15 protein-coding genes are annotated in these 20,067 nt (G+C 69.1%); 1 reads left to right on the forward strand and 14 read right to left on the reverse strand.

Translation table 11 applies throughout. The features are described from left to right. Positions 1-27 precede the first annotated feature (27 nt). The 7 genes from AACL56_RS06855 to AACL56_RS06885 all read right to left on the reverse strand — a co-directional run bounded on the left by AACL56_RS06855 (position 28) and on the right by AACL56_RS06885 (position 9,057). On the reverse strand, positions 28-1,029 hold the full coding sequence (locus AACL56_RS06855) for a Bug family tripartite tricarboxylate transporter substrate binding protein (protein WP_339089073.1): 1,002 nt from the start codon (positions 1,027-1,029) through the stop codon (positions 28-30). 73 nt (positions 1,030-1,102) lie between these two features. Then, positions 1,103-2,311 carry a CaiB/BaiF CoA transferase family protein gene (locus AACL56_RS06860; protein ID WP_339089074.1) on the reverse strand — a complete coding sequence of 403 codons (1,209 nt, stop codon included), beginning with the start codon at positions 2,309-2,311 and terminating at the stop codon, positions 1,103-1,105. A 73-nt stretch (positions 2,312-2,384) separates the two neighbouring features. Continuing rightward, entirely contained in the window at positions 2,385-3,209 is an 825-nt protein-coding gene (locus tag AACL56_RS06865) for an oxepin-CoA hydrolase, alternative type (protein ID WP_339089075.1), read from the reverse strand. Beyond that, entirely contained in the window at positions 3,206-4,345 is a 1,140-nt protein-coding gene (locus AACL56_RS06870; protein ID WP_339089076.1) for an acyl-CoA dehydrogenase family protein, read from the reverse strand. The genes AACL56_RS06865 and AACL56_RS06870 overlap by 4 nt, the downstream gene beginning before the upstream one ends. A 12-nt stretch (positions 4,346-4,357) precedes the next feature. Further along, on the reverse strand, positions 4,358-5,566 hold the full coding sequence (locus AACL56_RS06875) for an acyl-CoA dehydrogenase family protein (protein WP_339089077.1): 1,209 nt from the start codon (positions 5,564-5,566) through the stop codon (positions 4,358-4,360). A 134-nt stretch (positions 5,567-5,700) separates the two neighbouring features. Continuing rightward, positions 5,701-6,891 (reverse strand): acetyl-CoA C-acyltransferase, encoded by a 1,191-nt coding sequence (locus AACL56_RS06880; protein WP_339089078.1) that lies wholly within the window; start codon positions 6,889-6,891, stop codon positions 5,701-5,703. A 30-nt stretch (positions 6,892-6,921) separates the two neighbouring features. Beyond that, positions 6,922-9,057, reverse strand: coding sequence for a 3-hydroxyacyl-CoA dehydrogenase NAD-binding domain-containing protein (locus AACL56_RS06885; RefSeq protein ID WP_339089079.1), 2,136 nt, complete (start codon positions 9,055-9,057; stop codon positions 6,922-6,924). Positions 9,058-9,227: 170 nt separating this feature from the next. Between AACL56_RS06885 and AACL56_RS06890 the strand changes: the two genes are divergently transcribed. Beyond that, positions 9,228-10,169, forward strand: coding sequence for a LysR family transcriptional regulator (locus AACL56_RS06890; protein WP_339089080.1), 942 nt, complete (start codon positions 9,228-9,230; stop codon positions 10,167-10,169). Here the strand turns inward: AACL56_RS06890 and AACL56_RS06895 are convergent. The 7 genes from AACL56_RS06895 to AACL56_RS06925 all read right to left on the reverse strand — a co-directional run bounded on the left by AACL56_RS06895 (position 10,127) and on the right by AACL56_RS06925 (position 19,686). Continuing rightward, positions 10,127-11,626, reverse strand: a complete 1,500-nt coding sequence (locus tag AACL56_RS06895) for a sensor domain-containing diguanylate cyclase (protein WP_339089081.1) — start codon at positions 11,624-11,626, stop codon at positions 10,127-10,129. The two genes, AACL56_RS06890 and AACL56_RS06895, sit on opposite strands and share 43 nt — an antisense overlap. Before the next feature lie 83 nt (positions 11,627-11,709). After that, positions 11,710-12,309 (reverse strand): YbhB/YbcL family Raf kinase inhibitor-like protein, encoded by a 600-nt coding sequence (locus AACL56_RS06900; RefSeq protein ID WP_339089082.1) that lies wholly within the window; start codon positions 12,307-12,309, stop codon positions 11,710-11,712. A gap of 23 nt (positions 12,310-12,332) precedes the next feature. Beyond that, entirely contained in the window at positions 12,333-12,698 is a 366-nt protein-coding gene (locus tag AACL56_RS06905; protein WP_339089083.1) for a Rieske (2Fe-2S) protein, read from the reverse strand. A 23-nt stretch (positions 12,699-12,721) separates the two neighbouring features. Next, positions 12,722-14,113, reverse strand: a complete 1,392-nt coding sequence (locus AACL56_RS06910; RefSeq protein WP_339089085.1) for a sigma-54-dependent transcriptional regulator — start codon at positions 14,111-14,113, stop codon at positions 12,722-12,724. Further along, on the reverse strand, positions 14,106-16,148 hold the full coding sequence (locus tag AACL56_RS06915; RefSeq protein ID WP_339089086.1) for a sensor histidine kinase: 2,043 nt from the start codon (positions 16,146-16,148) through the stop codon (positions 14,106-14,108). Before AACL56_RS06915 ends, AACL56_RS06910 begins: the two co-directional genes overlap by 8 nt. Before the next feature lie 155 nt (positions 16,149-16,303). Beyond that, positions 16,304-17,302, reverse strand: a complete 999-nt coding sequence (locus AACL56_RS06920) for a tripartite tricarboxylate transporter substrate-binding protein (protein WP_339089087.1) — start codon at positions 17,300-17,302, stop codon at positions 16,304-16,306. A 77-nt stretch (positions 17,303-17,379) separates the two neighbouring features. After that, complete coding sequence (locus AACL56_RS06925) at positions 17,380-19,686, reverse strand: DUF6351 family protein (protein WP_339089088.1); 2,307 nt, start codon at positions 19,684-19,686, stop codon at positions 17,380-17,382. Between the last annotated feature and the right edge of the window lie 381 nt (positions 19,687-20,067).

Consider the following 20,067-nt stretch of genomic DNA (forward strand, 5'->3'; position numbering starts at 1 on the left):
TGGTGCGTGGCCGGGCCGCCTGCGGTTTTACTGGTTCGTGATGTGGTTGTCGCGAATGACCTTGCCCCAGCGCTCGAAGTCCTGCTTCATGCGAACGCCGGTCTGCTCGGGCGTGCGGTAGGCGGCGAAGGAGCCCACGCTCTCGAGCTTGTCCTGCACTTCCGTGTCGGCCAGAACCTTCTTCAGCTCGGCGCTCATGCGCTCGACGATGTCCTTGGGCGTGCCGGCCGGTGCCAGCAGGCCGCCCCACGAGGTGGCGTCGAAGCCGGGGAAGCCTTGCTCGGCCACGGTCTTCACGTCGGGCAGCAGGCTCACGCGCTGGCCCGAGCCCACCGCGATGGCGGTGAGCTTGCCCGCGCGGATGTGCGGGATCACGGCCACGAGGTCGGAGAACATCGCGGGCACCTGGCCGCCGATCAGGTCGGTCACGGCGGGCGCGCTGCCGCGGTAGGGCACGTGCTGCATGTCGAACTTGCCGATGTTCTTCAGCTGCTCGGTCGTCAGGTGGCCGAAGCTGCCGGCGCCGGCGGTGGTGTAGTTGAGCTTGCCGCCCTCGGCCTTGGCCTTGGCGATCAGGCCCTGCAGGCTGGTCACTTCAGGCAGCGACTTGGGGTTGACCACGAGCACGATCGGCAGGTCGTACACCGAGCCCACGGGCGTGAAGCTCTTGAAGATGTCGTAGCCACCGGTGGGGCCGTACAGGTGCGAGGCCAGCAGCGTGGGCGTGGCCAGCATCACGAAGGTGTAGCCGTCGGCCGGCGCGCGTGCGGCCGCGGCGGCGCCCACGGTGCCCGACGCGCCGCTGCGGTTGTCGATGACGATGTTCTGCTTGAGCGCGGTGGACATCTTCTGCGCCACGATGCGCGAGGCCACGTCGGTCGGGCCGCCGGGCGGGAAGGGCACGATCAGCGTGATCGGCTTGCCGGGCCACGCTTGCGCGAAGGCGCTGCCCGCGATGAGAGGCAAGGCCAGGGCGATGAGTGCACGGCGAACGGGATTGCGGAGGGAACGGGAAACGAGGGAGGCCATGGACTTCTTCAACAGGACAACAGGAAACAGGGAAACAGGGAAACAGGAAAGCGGGGGAGGGCACGTCTTTTGCTCAGACCACGCCGCTCGTCTTCAGCGCGGCGAGCTTCTCGTCCGACAGGCCGAGCAGCGACTGCAGCACGTCGTGCGTGCCTTCGCCCAGCGTGGGCGGCGCGCTGCGCACCGGCAGGCGTTCGCCATCGAATCGGTAGGGCGGCGCCAGCACGTTGACTGTGCCGGCCACCGGATGCGGCTGCGTGGTCACGAGGCCGGCGTCGGTGGCGCGCCTGGAGTTCAGCGCCTCCAGCAGGCCCAGCACCTCGCCGCACGGAATGCCCGAGGCGGTGAGCTTCTCGAGCAGGCCGGCGCGCGGGCGCTTCGCCAGCTCGGCGTGCAGCTCGGGCAGCAGCGCCGCGCGGTTGGCCGAACGCAGGATGTTGGTCTTGAAGCGCTCGTCGGCCGCGAGGTCGGGGCGGTCGATCACGTCGGTGCAGAAGCGCGCGAACTGCGCGTTGTTGCCCACGGTGATCACCAGCGGGCCGTCGGCCGCGTCGAACACGCCGTAGGGCACGATCGACGGGTGCGAGTTGCCGTAGCGCGGCGGGTCCTCGCCCATCAACAGGGCCTCGAGGCCGTAGTAGGCGGTGATCATCAGGCCGCAGTCGAACAGCGCCATTTCCACATGCCGGCCACGGCCGGTCTTCTCGCGCTGGTAGAGCGCGGCCAGCACGGCCTGCGCGGAGTACATGCCGGTGAACAGGTCGACCGCGGCCACGCCGAACTTCAGCGGCGGCTGGTCGGCCTCGCCGTTCAGCGCCATCAGGCCGGCCTCGCCCTGCACCACCAAGTCGTAGCCGGGGCGCGCGGCCTCGGCGCCGGTGCGGTCGTAGCCCGAGATCGAGCAGTAGATGAGGCCCGGTTGCTCCTTGCTGAGCTGCTCGTAGCCCATGCCCAGCTTGTCGATGCCGCCGAACTTGAAGTTCTGGATCACCACGTCGCACTGCTTTGCCAGGTCGCGCGCGAGCTGCTGGCCCTCGGGCGTCTGCAGGTCGAGCGTGACCGAGCGCTTGTTGCGGTTGACGCTGTTGAAGTAGGCGGTCTCGGTCTTGCCCACGCGCAGGCCCCAGTCGCGCGTGTCGTCGCCGCGGCCGGGGTGCTCGACCTTGATCACCTCGGCGCCCATGTCGGCCAGCACCATGCCGCACCAGGGGCCCGCCAGGATGCGGGACAGATCGAGGACGCGCACGCCGGCGAGCGGCAGCGATGAGTTCAGTAGAGGCATGACGGGGACTTCGGAGAAACGGAAAAGCCCCGCACGGCGTGCGAGGCGGATGGCAGGGGCGGCAGGGGCCGCGTCAGGACGCGTCCTTTGCCTTGTGGCCTTGATGGCGCAGCGCGACGAAGTCGGACTTGCGCTTGCCCAGGAACGCACCGATGCCTTCGGCCGCCTCGGCGTCGCCCTGCGACTCGACCATGAACACGGCCTCGGCGTCGAGCTGCTCCTCGAGCGTGGCGTGGTGCGCCTGGCGGCACAGCGTCTTGATGCGCGCGATGGCGCGTTGCGGACCGGTCGCCACCTTTGCCGCGAGCGCAACGGCTTCGGCCAGCGCCGCGCCCTTGTCGGTCAGGCGGTTGACGGCGCCCAGCTGGTTCAGCCGCTCGGCCGTCATGCGGTCGCCGGTGAGGCACAGCTCGGTGAGCACCTGGCGCGAGACGAACTCCGCCAGGAAGGCGGTGGCGCCGCCGTCGGGCGTGAGGCCGACCTTCACATAGGCCACGGTGTAGAACGCGTCGCGCGCCGACACCAGCATGTCGCAGGCCAGCGCCATCGACAGGCCCGCGCCGGCCGCGCCGCCTTCGACGGCCGCGATCACCGGCTTGCTGCAGTCGCGCAGCGCGCGAATCAGGTTGTTCAGGCCTTCGAGGATCTGGCGGCGCTCGGCCATCGGCAGCTCGCGCCGCTTGGCCAGCAGGTTCAGGTCGCCGCCGGAGCAGAAGAAGTCGCCCGCGCCGGTAAAGACGATGGCGCCCACTTCAGGGTCTTTCTCGGCATCGGCCAGCGCGGCCGAGAGTTCGGCATACAGCGTGGGCGTGATCGCGTTGCGCGCGGCAGGGTTGCTGTTGGTGAGGATGCGCACGGCACCCTGCTGCGAGATCAGGACGGTCTTGTTGTCGCTCATGGAAGTGCCTTGCCGAGTTGGATGTAGCGCTGCAGGTGATGGTCTTCGTCGCCGAGCTGGTGGTCGATCATCACCAGGCGCTTGGCGTAGTGGGGCAGGGGCAGTTCCCAGGTCATGCCGATGCCGCCGTGCATCTGGATGCTTTCCTCGGCCACCAGCGCACCGATGCGGCCGATGCTGAACTTGGCGGCCGACAGCGCGCGCTCGCGCGTCACGCGGTCGCCCGTGTCGAGGGCGGCCGCGGCGTTGATGACGGCCGAGCGGGCCTGTTCGATTTCGAGCAGCAGGTCGGCCATGCGGTGCTGCAGCGCCTGGAAGCTGCCGATCAGCGTACCGAACTGCTTGCGCGTGCGCAGGTACTCCAGCGTGGCGGTCTTGGCGGCTTCCATCGCGCCCAGCGCTTCGGCGCACAGTGCGAGCACGCCGCGGCCGATGGCGCGCTCCAGCGTGGCGTGGCCCTGGCCTTCGGTGCCCAGCAGCGCGTCGCCGTCCAGCTTCATGCCGTCGAACGAGAGTTCGGCCACGCGGCCGCCGTCGATCGACGGGCAGCCGCGCACCGTGAGGCCCGCGGTCTTCGCGGGCACCAAAAAGAGCGAGATGCCTGCTTCGTCGTCCACGTTGCCCGATGTGCGCGCCGAAACCAGGAACAGGTCGGCCTGCTCGCCCTGCGGCACCACGGCCTTGGCGCCGTTGAGCACCCAGCCATCGCCGCTGCGTTCGGCCTTTGTCTGCACGCGCGTGCGTTCGTAGTGCGTGTCGGCTTCGTCGTGCGCGAAGGCCGCGACGGCAACGCCGTTGATGATGTCGCCGAGCTTCTGCTTCTGCGCGTCGGTGCCGGTCGCGCTGAGCGCCTCGCCGACCATCACCGCGCCCAGCAGCGGTTCGATCACCAGGCCACGGCCCAGCGCCTCGAAGACCACGGCGATGTCGAAGCCGCCGCCGCCGAAGCCGCCATCGGCTTCGCTGAAGAGCGCGCCGATCACGCCGAGCTCGGCGAACTGCTGGAAGATGTCCTTGCTGAACCCGTGCTGCGACTTCGCGATGCGGTCGCGCGCGTCGAACGCGTACTGCTCGCTGATGAAGCGGTTCAGGCTGTCGGCGAGCATGCGCCGGTCTTCGGTGTGTTCGAAGTTCATGGCATGTCTCCTTTACAGCCCGAGGATCATCTTGGAGATGATGTTCTTCTGGATTTCATTCGAGCCGCCGAAGATCGACAGCTTGCGGTTGTTGAAGTAGCGCGAGGCGGCGGCCGAGGCGTAAGGCGGCCCGAAGGTTTCGCCGGTGTAGCCGTCCTTCAATGCCTCGGCGATGAAGGGGCGGCCATAGACGCCCATCGCACGGCGGGCCAGCGAGGAGATTTCCTGGCGGATCTCGGTGCCGCGGATCTTCAGCATCGAGCTTTCCGCGCCCGGCACGCCGCCGCCTGCCACCGCCGCGATCACGCGCAGGTTGGTGGTCTTCATGTTCTCGAGGTCGATCTCGACACGCGCCATGCGCGCCGCGAAGGCCGGGTCGTCGGCCAGCGGCTTGCCGTTCTTCGTCTGCGTGGCCGCGATGCCCTTGAGCTGTTCGAGCGCGGCCACCGAGAAGCCCACGCCCGCGATGTTGGTGCGTTCGTAGGTCAGCAGGTACTTGGCGCAGGTCCAGCCCTTGTTCTCCTCGCCCACGAGGTTCTCGGCCGGCACGCGCACGTCGGAGAAGAACACCTCGTTCACTTCATGCTCGCCGTCGAGCGTGATGATCGGGCGCACTTCGACACCGGGCGACTCCATGTCGATCAGCAGGAAGCTGATGCCTTCCTGCTTCTTCGCCTCACGGTTGGTGCGCACCAGGCAGAAGATCATGTTGGCGTGCTGGCCCAGCGTGGTCCAGGTCTTCTGGCCGTTCACGATGTAGTGGTCGCCCTGCGCGTCGATGCCGCGCACGGCCGAGGTCTTCACCGCGGCCAGGTCGGAGCCTGCGCCGGGTTCCGAATAGCCCTGGCACCACCAGTCGGCGCCGTTCAGGATGCGCGGCAGCCAGTGGCTCTTCTGCGCCTCGTTGCCGTACTTGATGAGCACCGGGCCGAGCATGTTCACGCCGAAGGGCACGATGCGCGGCGCGAAGGCCAGCGCGCACTCGTTCTCGAAGATGAACTTCTCGACCGCCGTCCAGCCCGGGCCGCCGTACTGCTCGGGCCAGTGGTTGGCGAGCCAGCCGCGCTCGTTCAGGATGGCGTGCCATTCCTGCATGTCGGCCTTCTCGAGGATCTTGCCGCTGCGCACTTTCTCGGACAGCCGCACCGGCAGCTTCGCGGCCAGGAAGGCGCGCACCTCGCTGCGGAAGGCTTCTTCTTCGGGAGTGAAGTTCAGGTCCATGTCGTATCTCTCGGTTGCGTTTGGACGTATTCATCGGGAACACCGCGGAACTGGCCTTGCCGGGCCGCAGGTGTTGCCCCCGGTCGGGGGGTGGCGTCGCGACACGAAGTGCGCGACGCCTGGGGGCGAGCCGTTCAGTAGATTTCAAAGAGACCAGCGGCGCCCATGCCGCCGGCGATGCACATCGTGACCACGGCGTACTTCGCGCCACGGCGCTTGCCTTCGATGAGCACGTGGCCCGCGAGGCGCGCGCCGGTCATGCCGAAGGGGTGGCCGATGGAGATCGCGCCGCCGTTCACGTTGAGCAGTTCCGAGGGAATGCCCAGCTTGTCCTGGCAGTAGATCGACTGCGAGGCGAAGGCTTCGTTGAGCTCCCACAGGCCGATGTCCTGCACCTTCAGGCCGTGGCGCGCGAGCAGCTTGGGCACCGCGAAGACGGGGCCGATGCCCATCTCGTCGGGCTCGCAGCCGGCCACCGCGAGACCGCGGAAGGCGCCCAGCGGCTTGATGTTGGCGCGCTCGGCATCCTTCGCTTCCATCAGCACGCAGGCCGATGCGCCGTCCGACAGCTGCGAGGCGTTGCCGGCCGTCACGAACTTGTCTTCGCCCATCACCGGCTTGAGCTTGGCGAGCGCCTCGTAGGTGGTGCCGCGGCGGTTGCAGTTGTCTTCGGTGGCGGTGACTTCGCGGTGGGTGACTTCCTTGGTTTCCTTGTCGGTCACCGCCATGGTGGTGGTGCAGGCGACGATCTCGTCCTTGTAGCGGCCGGCGATCTGCGCCTCCTCTGTGCGGCGCTGGCTCTCGGCCGAGAAGCGGTCCTGCGCCTCGCGGCTGATGTTGTAGCGCTTGGCGACGATGTCGGCCGTCTCGATCATCGCCATGTACAGCGCGGGCTTGTGTTCGACGATCCACGGGTCCATGCCGCTGTCGCCACTGTCGGTGGCGCTGCGGCTGCGGATCTGCGAGATGCTTTCCACGCCGCCCGCGATCATGGCCGGTGCGCCGTCCACCACGATGCGGCCCGCGGCCATGGCGATGGCTTGCAGGCCCGAGGCACAGAAGCGGTTGACGGTGGTGCCGGCGATGCTGATCGGAAGGCCGGCGCGGATGATGGCCTGGCGCGCGATGTTGCGGCCGGTGGTGCCCTCGGGGTAGCCGCAGCCGAGGATGGCGTCCTCGATGAGCGCGGGGTCGAGGCCCGAGCGTTCGACGGCCGCCTTCACGGCGAAGGCCGCCAGCGTGGGACCGGGGGTGATGTTGAATTCGCCGCGGTGCGCCTTGGTGAGCGGGGTGCGGGCGGTGGAAACGATGACGGCTTCACGCATGGGGTTGTCTCCTGGACGGCTGACGTTGGATTACTCGGATTGATTCAGGCTGGCGAAGTCGGCGCCGCGCTCGACCAGCTCGACCAGCAGCGGCGACGGCTTCCAGAAGACCGGGTCTTCCTTGGCGAACTCGCGGATGTCGGCCAGCACCTTCGGCAGGCCCACCATGTCGGCGTACTTCATCGGGCCGCCGCGGAAGCGCGGGAAGCCGTAGCCGTAGAGGAAGGTCACGTCCACGTCCAGCGGGCGCAGCGCGATGCGCTGCAGCACCACGTTGGCGCCCTCGTTGATCATGGCGGCCATGTAGCGGCGCATGATTTCCTCTTCGGTGAACTTGCGCGGGGTGATGCCGGCGCGCTCGCGCTCGGCGTCGATGATGGCCAGCACCTCGGGGTCGGGCTCGCCGGTGCGGGCGCCTTCGGGGTACAGGTAGTAGCCGCGCTGCGTCTTCTGGCCGAACCAGCCGCGCTCGCAGATGCGGTCGGCAATCTGCACGTAGCGCGCCTGCGGGTCGCGCGTGGCGGCCTTGCGCTTGCGCGTGGCCCAGCCGATGTCGCCGCCGGCCAGGTCGGACACCTGGAACGGACCCATCGGGTAGCCGAAGTTGCGCACGGCGGCGTCGATGTCGTAGGGCGAGGCACCGTCTTCCATCATGTGGTCGGCGGCCTGGCGGTACACGGCCAGGATGCGGTTGCCGATGAAGCCGTCGCACACGCCGGCGCGCACCGGCACCTTCTTGAGCTTCTTGGCCAGCTCGAAGCCGGTGGCGACCACGTCGGCGCTCACCTTGGCGGGCACCACGATCTCCAGCAGCTTCATGATGTTGGCCGGCGAGAAGAAGTGCAGGCCCACCACGTCCTGCGGGCGCGAGATGCTGGCGGCGATCTCGTCGATGTCGAGGTAGGAGGTGTTGGTGGCCAGCACCGCGCCGCGCTTGCACACGCGGTCGAGTTCGGCGAACACGGCCTTCTTGACGCCCATGTCCTCGAACACGGCTTCCACCACGATGTCGACGTTGGCGAGCGCGTCGTAGCTGGTCGAGCCCGAGAAGCGCGCCATGACCGCGGCCTTGGCCTCATCGGTCATGCGGCCCTTCTTGATGAGGCCGTCGTACACCTTCTCGACGTTGGCGCGGCCGCGCGCGAGCTGCGTGTCGTCGCGCTCGATCATGGTCACGGGCATGCCCGCGTCGAGCATGGCCACCGCGATGCCCGCGCCCATGGTGCCGCCGCCGACGATGCCGGCCGACTCCAGCGCGCGTGGCTTGGCGGTCTTGGTTTCGGGCGCCTTCAGCACTTCGCGCTCGGCGAAGAAGGCGTGGATCAGGCCGGCGCGCTGCGGGCTGTCGATGCACTGCAGGAACAGCTTGCGCTCCAGCGCCATGCCTTCGTCGAAGGGCAGCGTAAGCGCGCCTTCGACGGCCTCGATGATCTTCATCGGCGAGAAGAGGCCGCGGCTCTTCTTGGCGGTGTCGGCGCGCGCGGCCTCGAGGGCGGCGCGGCTGGCTTCCCTGTCGGCAAGGCCGGTCGCTTCGCGCGAGCGGCGCACGGGGGCGCTGGCGGCGATCAGCTCATTTGCATAGGCCAGGCCTTCGGCGCGCGCATCGGCGTCGGTGGACAGGCGGTCGACGAGGCCGAGCGACAGCGCTTCCTTCGCGCCCGCGTGGCGGCCGCTGAGCATCAGTTCGAGTGCGGGCTTCACGCCGATCAGGCGCGGCGTGCGCTGCGTGCCGCCCGAGCCGGGCAGCAGGCCGAGCGCCACTTCGGGCAGGCCCAGCTTGGCGGTGGGCGAGGCGATGCGGTAGTGCGCCGACAGCGCCACCTCGAGCCCGCCGCCGAGCGCGGCGCCATGGATGGCGGCGATCACCGGCTTGCTGCAGTTCTCGATCTTCAGGCAGGTCTCGGGCAGCGAGGGTGGCATCGGCGGCTTGCCGAATTCGCGGATGTCCGCGCCGGCGATGAAGTTGCGGCCCGCGCCGACGATCAGAACCGCGCGGGCGGCGCTGTCGGCTTCGGCCGCGTCGATGGCGGCCACCAGGCCGCCGCGCACGTCCACGCCCAGGGCGTTGACGGGCGGGTTGTCGATGGTCACCACGAACACGTCGCCGTGACGCTCGAAGGTGACGGGACCGGAGGACGTGGAGGGGCTGGGGGTTGTGCTGGCCATGTGCTTGTCTCTTGCGTGGCGGGCCCTGCGGAACAGGAACGGGGGAGAAGTGGCCCGGGCGGGACCCGGGGCTCTGGGGTGAACCCCCTCATTCTTCGCCCGTGCTGCGGCTTTGACAATTGCATAGCCGGTTGACAGACTGTCAAAGGATTTTTGACACAATCGCCCGCATGGACCTGCAATCGCTCACCCTGCTGGTGGAAATCCTCGATGCGGGCAACCTGAGCGCGGCGGCCCGCCGGCTCAAGATGAGCCGCGCCAACGTGAGCTACCACCTGAACCAGCTGGAGCGCTCGGTGGGCGCGCAGCTGGTGCGCCGCACCACCCGGCGCGCCGAGCCGACCGAGATCGGCCTGCGGCTGTACCAGCACGGCGTGGCCATCCAGGGCGAACTGCTGGCCGCGCGCGAATCGGTCACCGAACTGGGCCAGGGCCTGCAGGGCCGCGTGCGGCTGAGCGTGCCCAGCGGCTACGGGCAGCTGGTCATGGCCGACTGGCTGATCGACTTCAAGCGCCAGTACCCCGGCATCGTGCTCGACGTGGTGTTCGAGAACCGCATCGAGGACCTGCTGCGCGACGAGGTCGACATCGCCATCCGGGTGATTCCCGAGCCGCCGCAGAACCTGGTGGCGCGCGAGATGGGGCCGGTGCGCTACGTGGCCTGCGCTTCAGCCGGCTACGCAGCGAAGCATCCGCTGCCCACCCAGCTCGACGCGCTGCAGGGCGCGCCGGTGGTCACGGCCGCCGTCATCGGCCGGCAACTGCGCGTGTCGGCCTACCAGGGCCAGAACCTGGGAGAGGTGCGGCGCGAGGTGATCCTCGAGCCGACGCTCATTTCGGAGAATTTTCTGTTCCTGCGCCAGGCCATCCTCGCGGGCCTGGGCATCGGGCTGGTGCCCGACTACGTGGTGCAGGAGGACGTGCGCCGCGGCGACGTCGTGACCACGCTGGACGACTGGCGCCTGAGCATCTTCGGAACGCAGATGTTCATGCTGTACATGCCGAACCGCCAGCACACGCGGGCGATCCGGACCTTCATCGACTTCGTGCTGGAGCGGGTGCGCCTGCCTCAGGAGCCGGTGCCGCGGCGGTCCTTGCCTTCGGCCTCGTAGTACCGGGCCTTGTCGTCGTACATCGCGCGGTCGGCCCGCTGCAGCGCCGACTCCAGCGTCTCGCCGGCATGGCAGGTCGCGAGGCCGATGGCCAGGCTCAGCGCATGGCCGCTCTGCCCGGCGTGGAACTGGTTGTTCATCTCGAGCAGCGTGAGGATGCGATCGCGCATCGCCTCGGCACCGCGCTCGTCGGTCATCGGCAGCAGCACCGCGAACTCGTCGCCCCCGATGCGCGCGGGCCAGGCCGGCGGATCGACGGCCTTGTCGAGCACTTCGCCCATGCGCCGCAGCATCGAGTCGCCGGCGGCGTGGCCTTCCTGGTCGTTGAGCTGCTTCAGGCCGTTGAGGTCGATGGCCACGATCGACACCGGCCACGGGCCCTTGCGCGACAGGCGGTTGAGTTCCTCGCTGTAGTAGGTGCGGTTGCACAGCTGGGTGAGCACGTCGTGCTTGCCGAGGTACTCGAGGTAGGCCTCGGCCTTCTTGCGCGCGGTGATGTCCACCAGCGACACCAGCACCAGGTCCCAGGAGTCGAGCCGGTCGTCCTGCACCGCGAACTGCATGTGGATGTTCAGCACCTCGCCCGACAGCGAGTAGTTGAGGACCTCTCGGTGCTGCACGGTCTTGCCGTTCCACAGGTCCTGCAGCTGCTCGGCGAACGATTCGCGCATCTCGTCGCGGAAGATGCGCGAGATGTTGCCCAGCAGCGCGGGCAGGTCGGGCGCGCCGAACATGCGCAGCGTTTCCTGGTTCACGTCGATGACGCGGATCTCCTGCATGCAGCGCGTGACGAACTCGGGGTGCACCTTGATGAAGGTGGCGAAGTCGGTGATGCCGCGTGCGCGGATGCTCTGCATCAGCGTGCGCACCGCGCTGAAGTCCTCCACCCACAGCGACACCGGCGAATGCTCGAACAGGTTGCGCGCATAGGTGGCGCTTTCGTCGCGCAGGCGCTGCGCGGCCACGCGCTCGGTGATGTCGTCGAGCGAGACCAGCACGCGGTTCCAGTCGTTCTCGTGGCCGGGCAGGACGCGGGCACGCACGCGCACGTCGAGGCGGCGGCCGTCGAGTGCGTAGTTGACGGTCTCGCTCTCGAAGGTGAGCTGGCCGCGCCACAGGCAGTCGAGCTCGTGGATCACGGTGGTCGACATGTCGCCGCGGAACACCTGGTCGAGCGCGCCGAGCAGGGTTTCCTGGCTGTCGGCCGCGAAGAGCTGCAGCGTGTGCTGGTTGACGCGCAGAACCTTCAGCAGCGCCATGCAGTCGCTCACACGCCTCGGGTCTTCCGACAGGTAGGCCACCAGGTCTGTGATGCCCTCGGCGCGCCAGCCGTCGAGCTTGCGCTTCAGTTCGCTGTAGTCCTCGATCCAGAGCGAGACGGGCGCCAGGTCGAACATGGCGTCGAGGTCGTCGTGGGGCTGGGTGACATCGGACGCGGCGGCTGCGGACGGGACCATCGGTGGAGCTTTCGGAAAGCGGCGGAAGCCATGGCCGACGGGCGCCGGCGGGGGGACGCCGGATTATTACCGCACCGAAAGCGTCAGCGGCTGTAGAGCCCCACCACGCTCTGCCCGCCCAGTGCATGGCCCTTGAGCGCGGCCAGCAGCGCGTCGCGCGCCAGGCCGGCCGGCAGCGCGCCCGGCGCGAGGTCGGACGCGACCACGGTCAGCACGTAGTGGTGCGGACGGTCGCCCACCGGCGGGCACATGCCGCGGTAGGCCGGCGCGCCGGCCACGTTCGGGCCCATGGTGAAGTTGAAGTTCGAGCCCGCCTGGCCTTCGCCCGCCTTGAGCTCGCCGCGGTCGGCCGCGATGTTGTAAGCCACCCAGTGCGACACGCCCAGCCCGGCGGCGCCGTCCGGGTCGAACACCAGCACCGCCACCGACTTCGTCTTGGCCGGCAGGTTGCTCCAGGCCACGGGCAGCGAGACGTTCTTGCCGCCGCATTCGCCGGCGCCGCCGTGGTCGGCCGGAATCACGCCGTTGTCGGCGAAGGCGCTCGAGCTGACGCGCATGCCGGTGTAGGCCTTGCCGCCGGGGCCGCCCGACATGCCGGTGCAGCCGGCCGCGAGCGCCGAGAGCGCGATGGCCGCTGCGGGCAGGGCGAGCGAACGGGCGAAGGAACGGGACATGTTGCGCATGGAATCTCCTTGAAGAATGGTTTTCATCCGGCGTGGCCGAGCCACACGCTGCCGTCCGGCCGCTCGTGCACCGCCAGCGGCGTGAGCCGCGCGCCGCGGCACGGGCCGCCCACGCACTTGCCGGTATCGGGTTCGAAGATGGCGCCGTGCCGCGCGCACATCAGGTAGCGGCCCGAACGCTCGATCACCTGGCCGTCGAAGTCGAGCGGGCCGCCCGCATGCGGGCACTGGTTGAGGTAGGCGTACACCGTGCCGTGCCAGCGCACGGCGAAGGCCGGCGCGCCGTCGGGGGCGAAGAACCTGCGGGCAAGGCCGCCATCGGCGAGTCCGTCGGCGATCGGGTCGGGGGAAGTCGCGCGGAGAGGGGCGGTCGCTGCGGGTTCTGTCATCTGCCCGCGAGCGTAGCCAAGGTTCAGGCGCTGCGCAACGCGCGCCGTGGCGGGGCCGAGGCCGTCGCGTCGTCGGACGGCGCCGCGTCCAGCGGGCCGAGCCGGCGCATCTTGTCGTAGAGGGTCTTGCGCGGCACGCCCAGGCGCTCGGCGGCCGAGGCGGCGCTGCCGTTGCAGGCTTCCAGCGCTTCGTGGATCAGGTAGCGCTCGAACTGCGCCATCTGCTCGTCGAGCGTGCGCGGGCCTTGCGCCATGCTGCGGAAGCCTTCCTCGCCGTCCCACAGGCCGAGCACGAACCGGTCGGCGATGTTGCGCAGCTCGCGCACGTTGCCCGGCCACGCGTGTGCCATCAACGCCTGCAGCTGGCGCGGGCCGACGAGGGGCAGCTCGCGCCCGTGGCGCAGCGAGGCCTGCATCGCGAAATGGGTGAACAGCAGCGGGATGTCCTCGCGCCGTTCGCGCAGCGGCGGCAGGTGCAGCACCACGACGCTCAGGCGGTAGTAGAGGTCGTCGCGGAACTTCTGCGCACGCGCGGCTTCCAGCAGGTCGGCCTTGGTGGCTGCGACCACGCGGCTGTCCATCGGCCGCAGCTCGTTGGAACCCAGGCGCTCGAACTGGCGCTCCTGCAGCGCGCGCAGCATCTTCACCTGCAGGTTCATCGGCATGGTCTCGATCTCGTCGAGAAAGAGCGTGCCGCCGCGCGCATGCTCGATCTTGCCGATGCGCCGCTTCGCCGCGCCGGTGAAGGCGCCGGCCTCGTGGCCGAACATCTCGCTCTCGAACAGCGCCTCGGGCATGCCGCCGCAGTTGATGGCCGCGAAGTTGCCTTCACGCCGCCGCCCGCAGTCGTGCAGGCAGCGCGCGACCAGTTCCTTGCCGGTGCCGGTCTCTCCGAGGATCAGCACGTCCGCGTCGGAGCTGGCCACGTCGAGCACCAGCCGGCGCAGCCGCTGCATGGCCGAGGAGCGCCCGATCAGCTTGGCCTCGATGGCCTCGTAGCCTTCGAGCTTGCGGCGCAGCAGGTCGACTTCGAGGCTGAGCGCGCGCTTCTCGAGCGCGCGCTGGACCACCTCGGTGAGCTGGTCGGGCGAGAAGGGCTTTTCGAGGAAGTCGTAGGCGCCCAGCCGCATGGCCTGCACCGCCATCGTGATGTCGCCATGGCCCGTGACGAGGATGACCGGCAGCGTGGGGTCGACCTGGAGCGCGCGCGACAGCAGCGCGAGCCCGTCCATGCCGGGCAGCTTCACGTCGGTGACCAGCACGCCTGCGAAACCGGGCACCACGCGCGGCAGCACGTGCTCGGCCGAGCCGAAGCCCGACACGCGCAGTCCCGCGAGCTGCAGCGCCTGCGTGCTGCCCAGCCGCACGGCCGGGTCGTCCTCGACGAAAAGAACCTCGAGTTCCTGCTCAGCCATGAAGTGCTCCCTGTGTGGCTTGTGTGCCTTGTGTGCTTTGCATGCCCTGCGCGCCGCGGTGCCCGTTGCGCAGCGTCACGATGAAGGCGGCGCCGCCGAGCTCGCTGTCGCCGGCGCGCAGCAGCCCGCCGAAGTCGCGCACGATGCCGGCCGAGATGGCCAGACCGAGGCCCAGGCCCAGCCCCTGTTCCTTGGTGGTGAAGAAGGGCTCGAACAGGCGCGGCATCACCTCGGGCGCGATGCCGGTGCCGTTGTCGTGCACCTCCACCGCCACGCCCTCGACGGTGCGGCGCGCCACGATGCGCACGCGGCGGGGGCTCGCGCCGGCGGCGGCCGTCGCGTCGAAGGCGTTGACCAGCAGGTTGACCAGCACCTGCTCGAGCCGGTTGCCCTCGCAGCGCGCGAACAGCCGGGGCTCGACGGCCTGCTCCAGCTCGATGCGCTCCTGGCGGATGCGCTGGCCCAGCAGGAAGAGCGAGTCGGCAATGACGTCGGCCAGCGGCACCGACTGCAGTTCCACCGCCGAGCGCCGCGCGAATTTCTTGAGCTGCGCGGTGATCTGGCCCATGCGGTCGGTCAGGTCGCAGATGGTGCGCAGGTTCAGGTCGACCTGGTCGGACTGCCCGCGCTCTAGGTAGACCACCGCGTTAGCCGACAGCGTGCGCAATGCGGCCAGCGGCTGGTTGAGCTCGTGCGTGATGCCGGCCGACATCTGGCCCAGCACGGCCATCTTGCCGGTCTGCACCAGGTCCTCGAGCGTGTTCTTCAGGATCTCCTCGGCGCGCTTGCGCTCGGCGATCTCGGTCTGCAGGTGCTGATTGGCCTCGCTCAGGGCCTCGGTGCGCAGCTCGACCTTGTGCTCGAGTTCGTCGTAGGCGCCCTGCAGCGCTTCGCGAGCGGCCAGCCGCTGGTGCACGATGCGCCGGCGCTGCTGGAAGTACATGACCAGCAGCGTGAGGAACACCAGCGCGAACATCGTCGCCAGCGCGCTGGTGCGCGCGAGCGCATGCACCGGCTTCATGTCCGACAGCATGATGAGCTTCCAGTCGGTGCCGTCCACGGGCCGGCTGTCGAGCAGGTAGTCGGGCCCGAACGGCGTGGCGCCCGCGCGCTGCGGCGCCTCGCCGGCCCGCAGCTGCACCACCGTGCCCGCGCCGCCCGACAGCGGCTGGTGCTCGCGCATGTCGATCGGCGTGAGCGCGCCGGCCTCGGTGTACTGGCGCGTCTGCGCGAGCTGCTGCAGCGTTTCGCTCGACAGCGGACGCAGCGCGCGGAACTTCCAGCCCGGATCGGACGAGAGGAACACCACGCCGTTACCGTCGATGGCCAGCACGCGGTCGGCCGAATGCGACCAGGCCGCGTCGAGCTTGTCGAGGTTGACCTTCACCGTGGCCACGCCGAGCTGGCGCAGGCCGTCGGGGATGCCGAAGGAGAAGTAGTAGCCCGGCTCGCGGCTCACCGTGCCGATGCCGTAGAAGCGCCCCGGCACGCCGCGCAGCGCGTCCTGGAAATAGGGGCGGTACGAGAAGTTCATGTCCACGAAGCTGCCCGGCTGGTTCCAGTTGCTAGCGGCCAGCGTGAGACCGTTCTCGTTCATCACATAGATGGCCGAGGCCTGCGCGTGGGCGTTGACGGTCTCGAGGTAGACGTTGGCGTCGAGCTGCAGGCTGCTGTCATGCGGCTTGCGCAGCAGGTCGAGCACGTCGGGGCTCAGCGACACCACCTGCGGCAGGTACTCGTAGCGGCTGAGCTCGCTGCGCAGGCTGGTGGCGTAGATGTCGAGCCGGTGCAGCGTGCCCTGCTGCAGCGAGCGGATGCCCGCGCGCTCGCCGACGAGGTAGGCCAGCGCGCCACCGCCCGCGATGAGGCACAGCCACAGGCCGATGGCGCCCCAGAAGCGCCAGCGCGGCAGCGGCGGCGCGCCGGCCGGGATGGCCGGGGCGTCGCCGTTGAATCGCGCCAGTACGGCCTTGTCGCGCAGGTCGCCGGGCGATCCGGCAAAGCCGGCCCGGTACGGCGCGGAAAGCTTCAGCATGGCGCGGCCTGCCGAAAGGAGCAAAGACACGGGAGCGGGAAGCGGGAGTCCGCCGGTGTGCAAGGAAGGGCTCCGATGGTATGCAGCCACCCCCGCCGCGCCGACGCGGAATTACCCTCGCTGTCGCCTGTGCGTCGCACCATGCCCGGCCTGCGTCAGTCGGCGTACACGCCGGCCGCCTTGATGACGGGGCCGAAGCGCGCGACCTCGTCCTGCACGAACTTCCTGTGCTCGCCGGGCTCGACCCGCTTGTCGGAGACCACCACCGCGCCGAGGCCTTCCTCTTTCTTGATGAATTCCGGGTCCTTCAGCGCGACCTTGAGCGCGTCGTTGAGCTTCTTCAGCACCGGCGCGGGCGTGCCCTTGGGCGCGTAGAGCCCGTGCCAGATCGTCACCTGGAAGTTCTTGAGGCCGGCTTCGTCGAGCGTGGGCAAGTCCTTCAGTGCGGGCGTGCCGAGCCGCTTCAGCGTGGTCACGCCGTAGGCCTTGACCTTCTTCGCCTCGATCTGCGACGTGGTGTTGGTGGTCTGGTCGCACAGCAGGTCAATCTGTCCGCCCAGCAGGTCCGCGATGGCCGGCGCGGTGCCCTTGTACGGCACGGTGGTCATCTCGGCCTTCAGTTCGCTTTGCAGCAGCAGGCCGCACAGGTGCGAGGCAGAGCCGATGCCGGCGTTGCCGAGGTTGGTCTTGCCCGGGTTCTTCGCGATCCAGTCGCGCAGTTCCTTGAAGCTGCCGGCCTCGAGCTGCGGCTTGCCGATGACCGTCATGGGCACGTCGTTGATCAGGCCCAGGTACTCGAAGTCGGTCTCGTAGTTGTAGGGCAGCTTGCGGTACAGCACCGGCGTGGTCGCCATGCCCACGTGCGTCAGCAGCAGCGTGTAGCCGTCGGCCCTGGCGCGCGCCACCTTGGCATTGCCGATGGTGCTGCCGGCGCCGGCGGCGTTGTCGATCACGATGCTGGTGCCGTCCAGCGGCTTGCGCATGGCCTCGGCCAGGTCGCGCGCCACGCGGTCGGTCGGGCCGCCGGCCGCGAAGGGCACGACGATGGTGATGGGCTTGCCGGCGGGGAAGTCCTGCGCGTGGAGGGCAGTGGTGGCCGTGGCGAGGCAGAGGGAAATGGCAAGGAGGGTGGCAGGGGCCGGGGTCTTCTTCATGGATGCTTCCTGGGTTCGCTTCGGGGGAGGGGAGAAAAAGCGAGGGGCCGCGCATGCCGGCCCGCTCGCGGCTTGGCTTACATGAAGCTCGACACCAGCTTCTTCGTGATGTCGAACAGCAGGTTCACGGGCGACGGCCCGAACGACAGCCAGGTGCCGGTCAGCGCCTGCTGGCCCACGCCGGGCTGGGTCCAGTCGCACACGCCGCCGGGGAAGGCGGCGTTCAGGCGTGCCCATTGCGTCGGGGTGAAGATCACGCGGTAGTCCGACGGATTCAGCGGCTTCAGCTGGCACTTGGCGATGTCGTCGGTCAGCGGTCCGCCCGCGGCCATGCGCGGCGTGGTGCCCGCCGGGTAGAAGGTGTTGCACGCGCCGGTGCCGAAGGCCGTCTGCTCCTCGGTGTACTTCAGGCCGTTGCTCCAGCAGGCGTCCTTCAGGTCCGTGGGGCGGTTGGCCGCGATCTTCTGTGCCTTGCTGCGCTGCGATGTGTCGGCCTCGGCGGCCCCGAGCCACTTGTCCATCTGGTCGAAGGCCTCGCCGGTGCCTCCGCCCATGGTCCACATCACGTGGTTGTCGATGTGGCCGTTGGCGCGGCGCAGCCGTTCGCGCATGGAGAACGAGTGGATCTTGGTGTGGATGTCGCCGCCCGTTGCGCCGTCGTTGTAGTCGCGCAGGTCGATGATGGCGGTCGATGCGAGCCCGCCGGCGCCGCTGACGATGCGCCCGGACTGGTAGGCCCTGCGCAGCGCGTCCATGTCGCCCACGGTGCGCGCCGCGGTGCGCTTCATGTCGCGGTCCAGGCCGCCGGCCCGCTCGTTGAGGTCGAGGAACTTGTCGATGCCCAGCTTGCCGTCGTTGAGCGCCTGCAGCCCGTACTGGATGCCCACGTTGTCGATCGGGCGCATCGCGAAGCCTTCGGCGTCGGTCTTGCCGTAGACGTTCACCGTGTGGTCGAACACCGTTGCGCGCGCGCCCTTGGGGTTGGTGCTGGCGTTGTAGCGCTGCTCGGGCGCCACGCCTGCCGGGAAGGACACCGTCGGGTCCAGCCGCCCGGCCTGGCCGCTCATGTTCGGGATGTTGGCGATCTGCAGGTAGCCCGAGATCGCCTGCTTCTCCGCTGCGGTGTAGTTCAGCGCCGCGGTGGCCGGATCGCTGAAGTAGTTGTTGAGGATGCGCGAGTCGAACAGCTTGAAGATGGTCGAGGAAGTGACGTCCGCGAACACCGAGCTCACCACCACGCCGTCGAACAGGCCCGGGTAGTTGTCGCTGGTCTGGTGGCTCTGGTAGGAGCCGCCCGAGCCGCCGGTGCCGATGGTGTGCTTCGGCACGCCGAAGTTCTCGATGAAGCGCTCCTTCACCATCGCGATGGTCTCGGAGGACAGCTGGTCGTTGCAGTTCGTGCCGAAGACGTTGAGCGTCGAGGTCGTCACCGCGTAGCCTCGGCTCTGGTAGGTCGGGTTGATGAGCGTGGCGAAGTCGTTGCCCTGCTGGAACCAGCCGCCCTGGCAGCCGCCGCCCAGCGGGTAGAGCAGCGTTCCGTTCCAGCCGGCCGGCGGCGTGGTGGGCGACGGCGGCGGCTCGTTGAGCACGTCGTGGAGGATCGCCGACTGGTACAGGCCGCGGTTGATGGTGCCGCTTTCGAGCCGCACCACGTACGGCACCTGCTTGCCGTTGATGGTGAGCCAGGCCATGTTGGCCGGGTAGGCGGTGATCGATTCCGGCACGAAACGGGTGTTGCTGCCGGCGGTGGTGCGGTAGTAGTAGTCAACCCGCGTCTCGACCGAGCACTTGCCGTCGTCCAGCGGCTTGAGCACCTGCCCGCCCATGCGCGTGAAGGTGGCGTAGCCGCACACGAAGGGCTCTTCATGCGGCCCCGAGATCACGGGGCCGGTGATCGGGTACGCCGTGAGCGCGAGGCGGGTGCTGTAGCCGCCGTATGCGGCGACGAGTTCATTGGCGCCCACCTTCAGTCCGGTGACCTTGCCCAGTAGGCGGCCGTTGGCGGGGTTGCGCGAGAAGGCCTTCGTCACGTCGCGGCCGTCGATCGACACCGCGAGGCTGTCCGCGGGCTGGTCGCTCAGCAGCTCGACCTCGACCAGCGCGTCGTCTCCCGTCACGAGCTGCGGTGGCGAAGACAGCACGCTGACCTTGAGCGTGGCGCCGGCCGGTGCCGGGTTGCCCGGATCGGGATTGCCGGGATTGGATGGGTTGCCAGGGTCGGTGGGCGTGCCTCCGCCGCCGCCCGTGGCCGGCGGAATGAAGGCGATGCCGCCGCCCCCGCCGCTGCCGCCGCCGCAGGCGGTGAGCACCAGCGCGGCCAGCAGCGTGCCGACCCGCACGGGGGCGGCGCGAAAGCGGATCCTCTTCTTCTCGGTTCTGGTCATCTTCTCTGTCTCCGTTGTGGTTCTGGTTGAACAAGCGATGCAGGGAAAGGCGGCTCCCCCGGGCCGGCAACGGCCATGCGGCGGCGCGTCAGTGCGGGGTGTGCAGGCGGGACAACGCCGGCGGCGGTGGCGCGGCGGTGCGGGCGGGCAGGTCGTTCATGTGTGTCTCCATCCTCTGTCGGGTGTGCGCAGTGGATAGCAACGCGTATGCCAAGCCGCGCATGGTGCGCAAGTGCTTGAATTCATTGGCATTGGGGCGCGAAGCTCGTGGTTTTCCCGCGCCGGGCGAGATGAAAAACCAGCCAGCGCACGGGCCGCTTGGCCGGAAAACCGCACGGCCGTCCGGGTCGCCGGCTGGGACACAATCCGGAAAAACTGTAT

It is taken from the genome of Variovorax paradoxus, assembly GCF_902712855.1.
Classification (GTDB): domain Bacteria; phylum Pseudomonadota; class Gammaproteobacteria; order Burkholderiales; family Burkholderiaceae_C; genus Variovorax; species Variovorax paradoxus_Q.

What these genes read in the sequence shown, in the direction of transcription:
- AACL56_RS06855 (WP_339089073.1), bottom strand. Translation starts at nt 1,029, where the DNA reads ATGGCCTCCCTCGTTTCCCGTTCCCTCCGCAATCCCGTTCGCCGTGCA.
- AACL56_RS06860 (WP_339089074.1), bottom strand. Translation starts at nt 2,311, where the DNA reads ATGCCTCTACTGAACTCATCGCTGCCGCTCGCCGGCGTGCGCGTCCTC.
- AACL56_RS06865 (WP_339089075.1), bottom strand. Translation starts at nt 3,209, where the DNA reads ATGAGCGACAACAAGACCGTCCTGATCTCGCAGCAGGGTGCCGTGCGC.
- AACL56_RS06870 (WP_339089076.1), bottom strand. Translation starts at nt 4,345, where the DNA reads ATGAACTTCGAACACACCGAAGACCGGCGCATGCTCGCCGACAGCCTG.
- AACL56_RS06875 (WP_339089077.1), bottom strand. Translation starts at nt 5,566, where the DNA reads ATGGACCTGAACTTCACTCCCGAAGAAGAAGCCTTCCGCAGCGAGGTG.
- AACL56_RS06880 (WP_339089078.1), bottom strand. Translation starts at nt 6,891, where the DNA reads ATGCGTGAAGCCGTCATCGTTTCCACCGCCCGCACCCCGCTCACCAAG.
- AACL56_RS06885 (WP_339089079.1), bottom strand. Translation starts at nt 9,057, where the DNA reads ATGGCCAGCACAACCCCCAGCCCCTCCACGTCCTCCGGTCCCGTCACC.
- AACL56_RS06890 (WP_339089080.1), top strand. Translation starts at nt 9,228, where the DNA reads ATGGACCTGCAATCGCTCACCCTGCTGGTGGAAATCCTCGATGCGGGC.
- AACL56_RS06895 (WP_339089081.1), bottom strand. Translation starts at nt 11,626, where the DNA reads ATGGTCCCGTCCGCAGCCGCCGCGTCCGATGTCACCCAGCCCCACGAC.
- AACL56_RS06900 (WP_339089082.1), bottom strand. Translation starts at nt 12,309, where the DNA reads ATGCGCAACATGTCCCGTTCCTTCGCCCGTTCGCTCGCCCTGCCCGCA.
- AACL56_RS06905 (WP_339089083.1), bottom strand. Translation starts at nt 12,698, where the DNA reads ATGACAGAACCCGCAGCGACCGCCCCTCTCCGCGCGACTTCCCCCGAC.
- AACL56_RS06910 (WP_339089085.1), bottom strand. Translation starts at nt 14,113, where the DNA reads ATGGCTGAGCAGGAACTCGAGGTTCTTTTCGTCGAGGACGACCCGGCC.
- AACL56_RS06915 (WP_339089086.1), bottom strand. Translation starts at nt 16,148, where the DNA reads ATGCTGAAGCTTTCCGCGCCGTACCGGGCCGGCTTTGCCGGATCGCCC.
- AACL56_RS06920 (WP_339089087.1), bottom strand. Translation starts at nt 17,302, where the DNA reads ATGAAGAAGACCCCGGCCCCTGCCACCCTCCTTGCCATTTCCCTCTGC.
- AACL56_RS06925 (WP_339089088.1), bottom strand. Translation starts at nt 19,686, where the DNA reads ATGACCAGAACCGAGAAGAAGAGGATCCGCTTTCGCGCCGCCCCCGTG.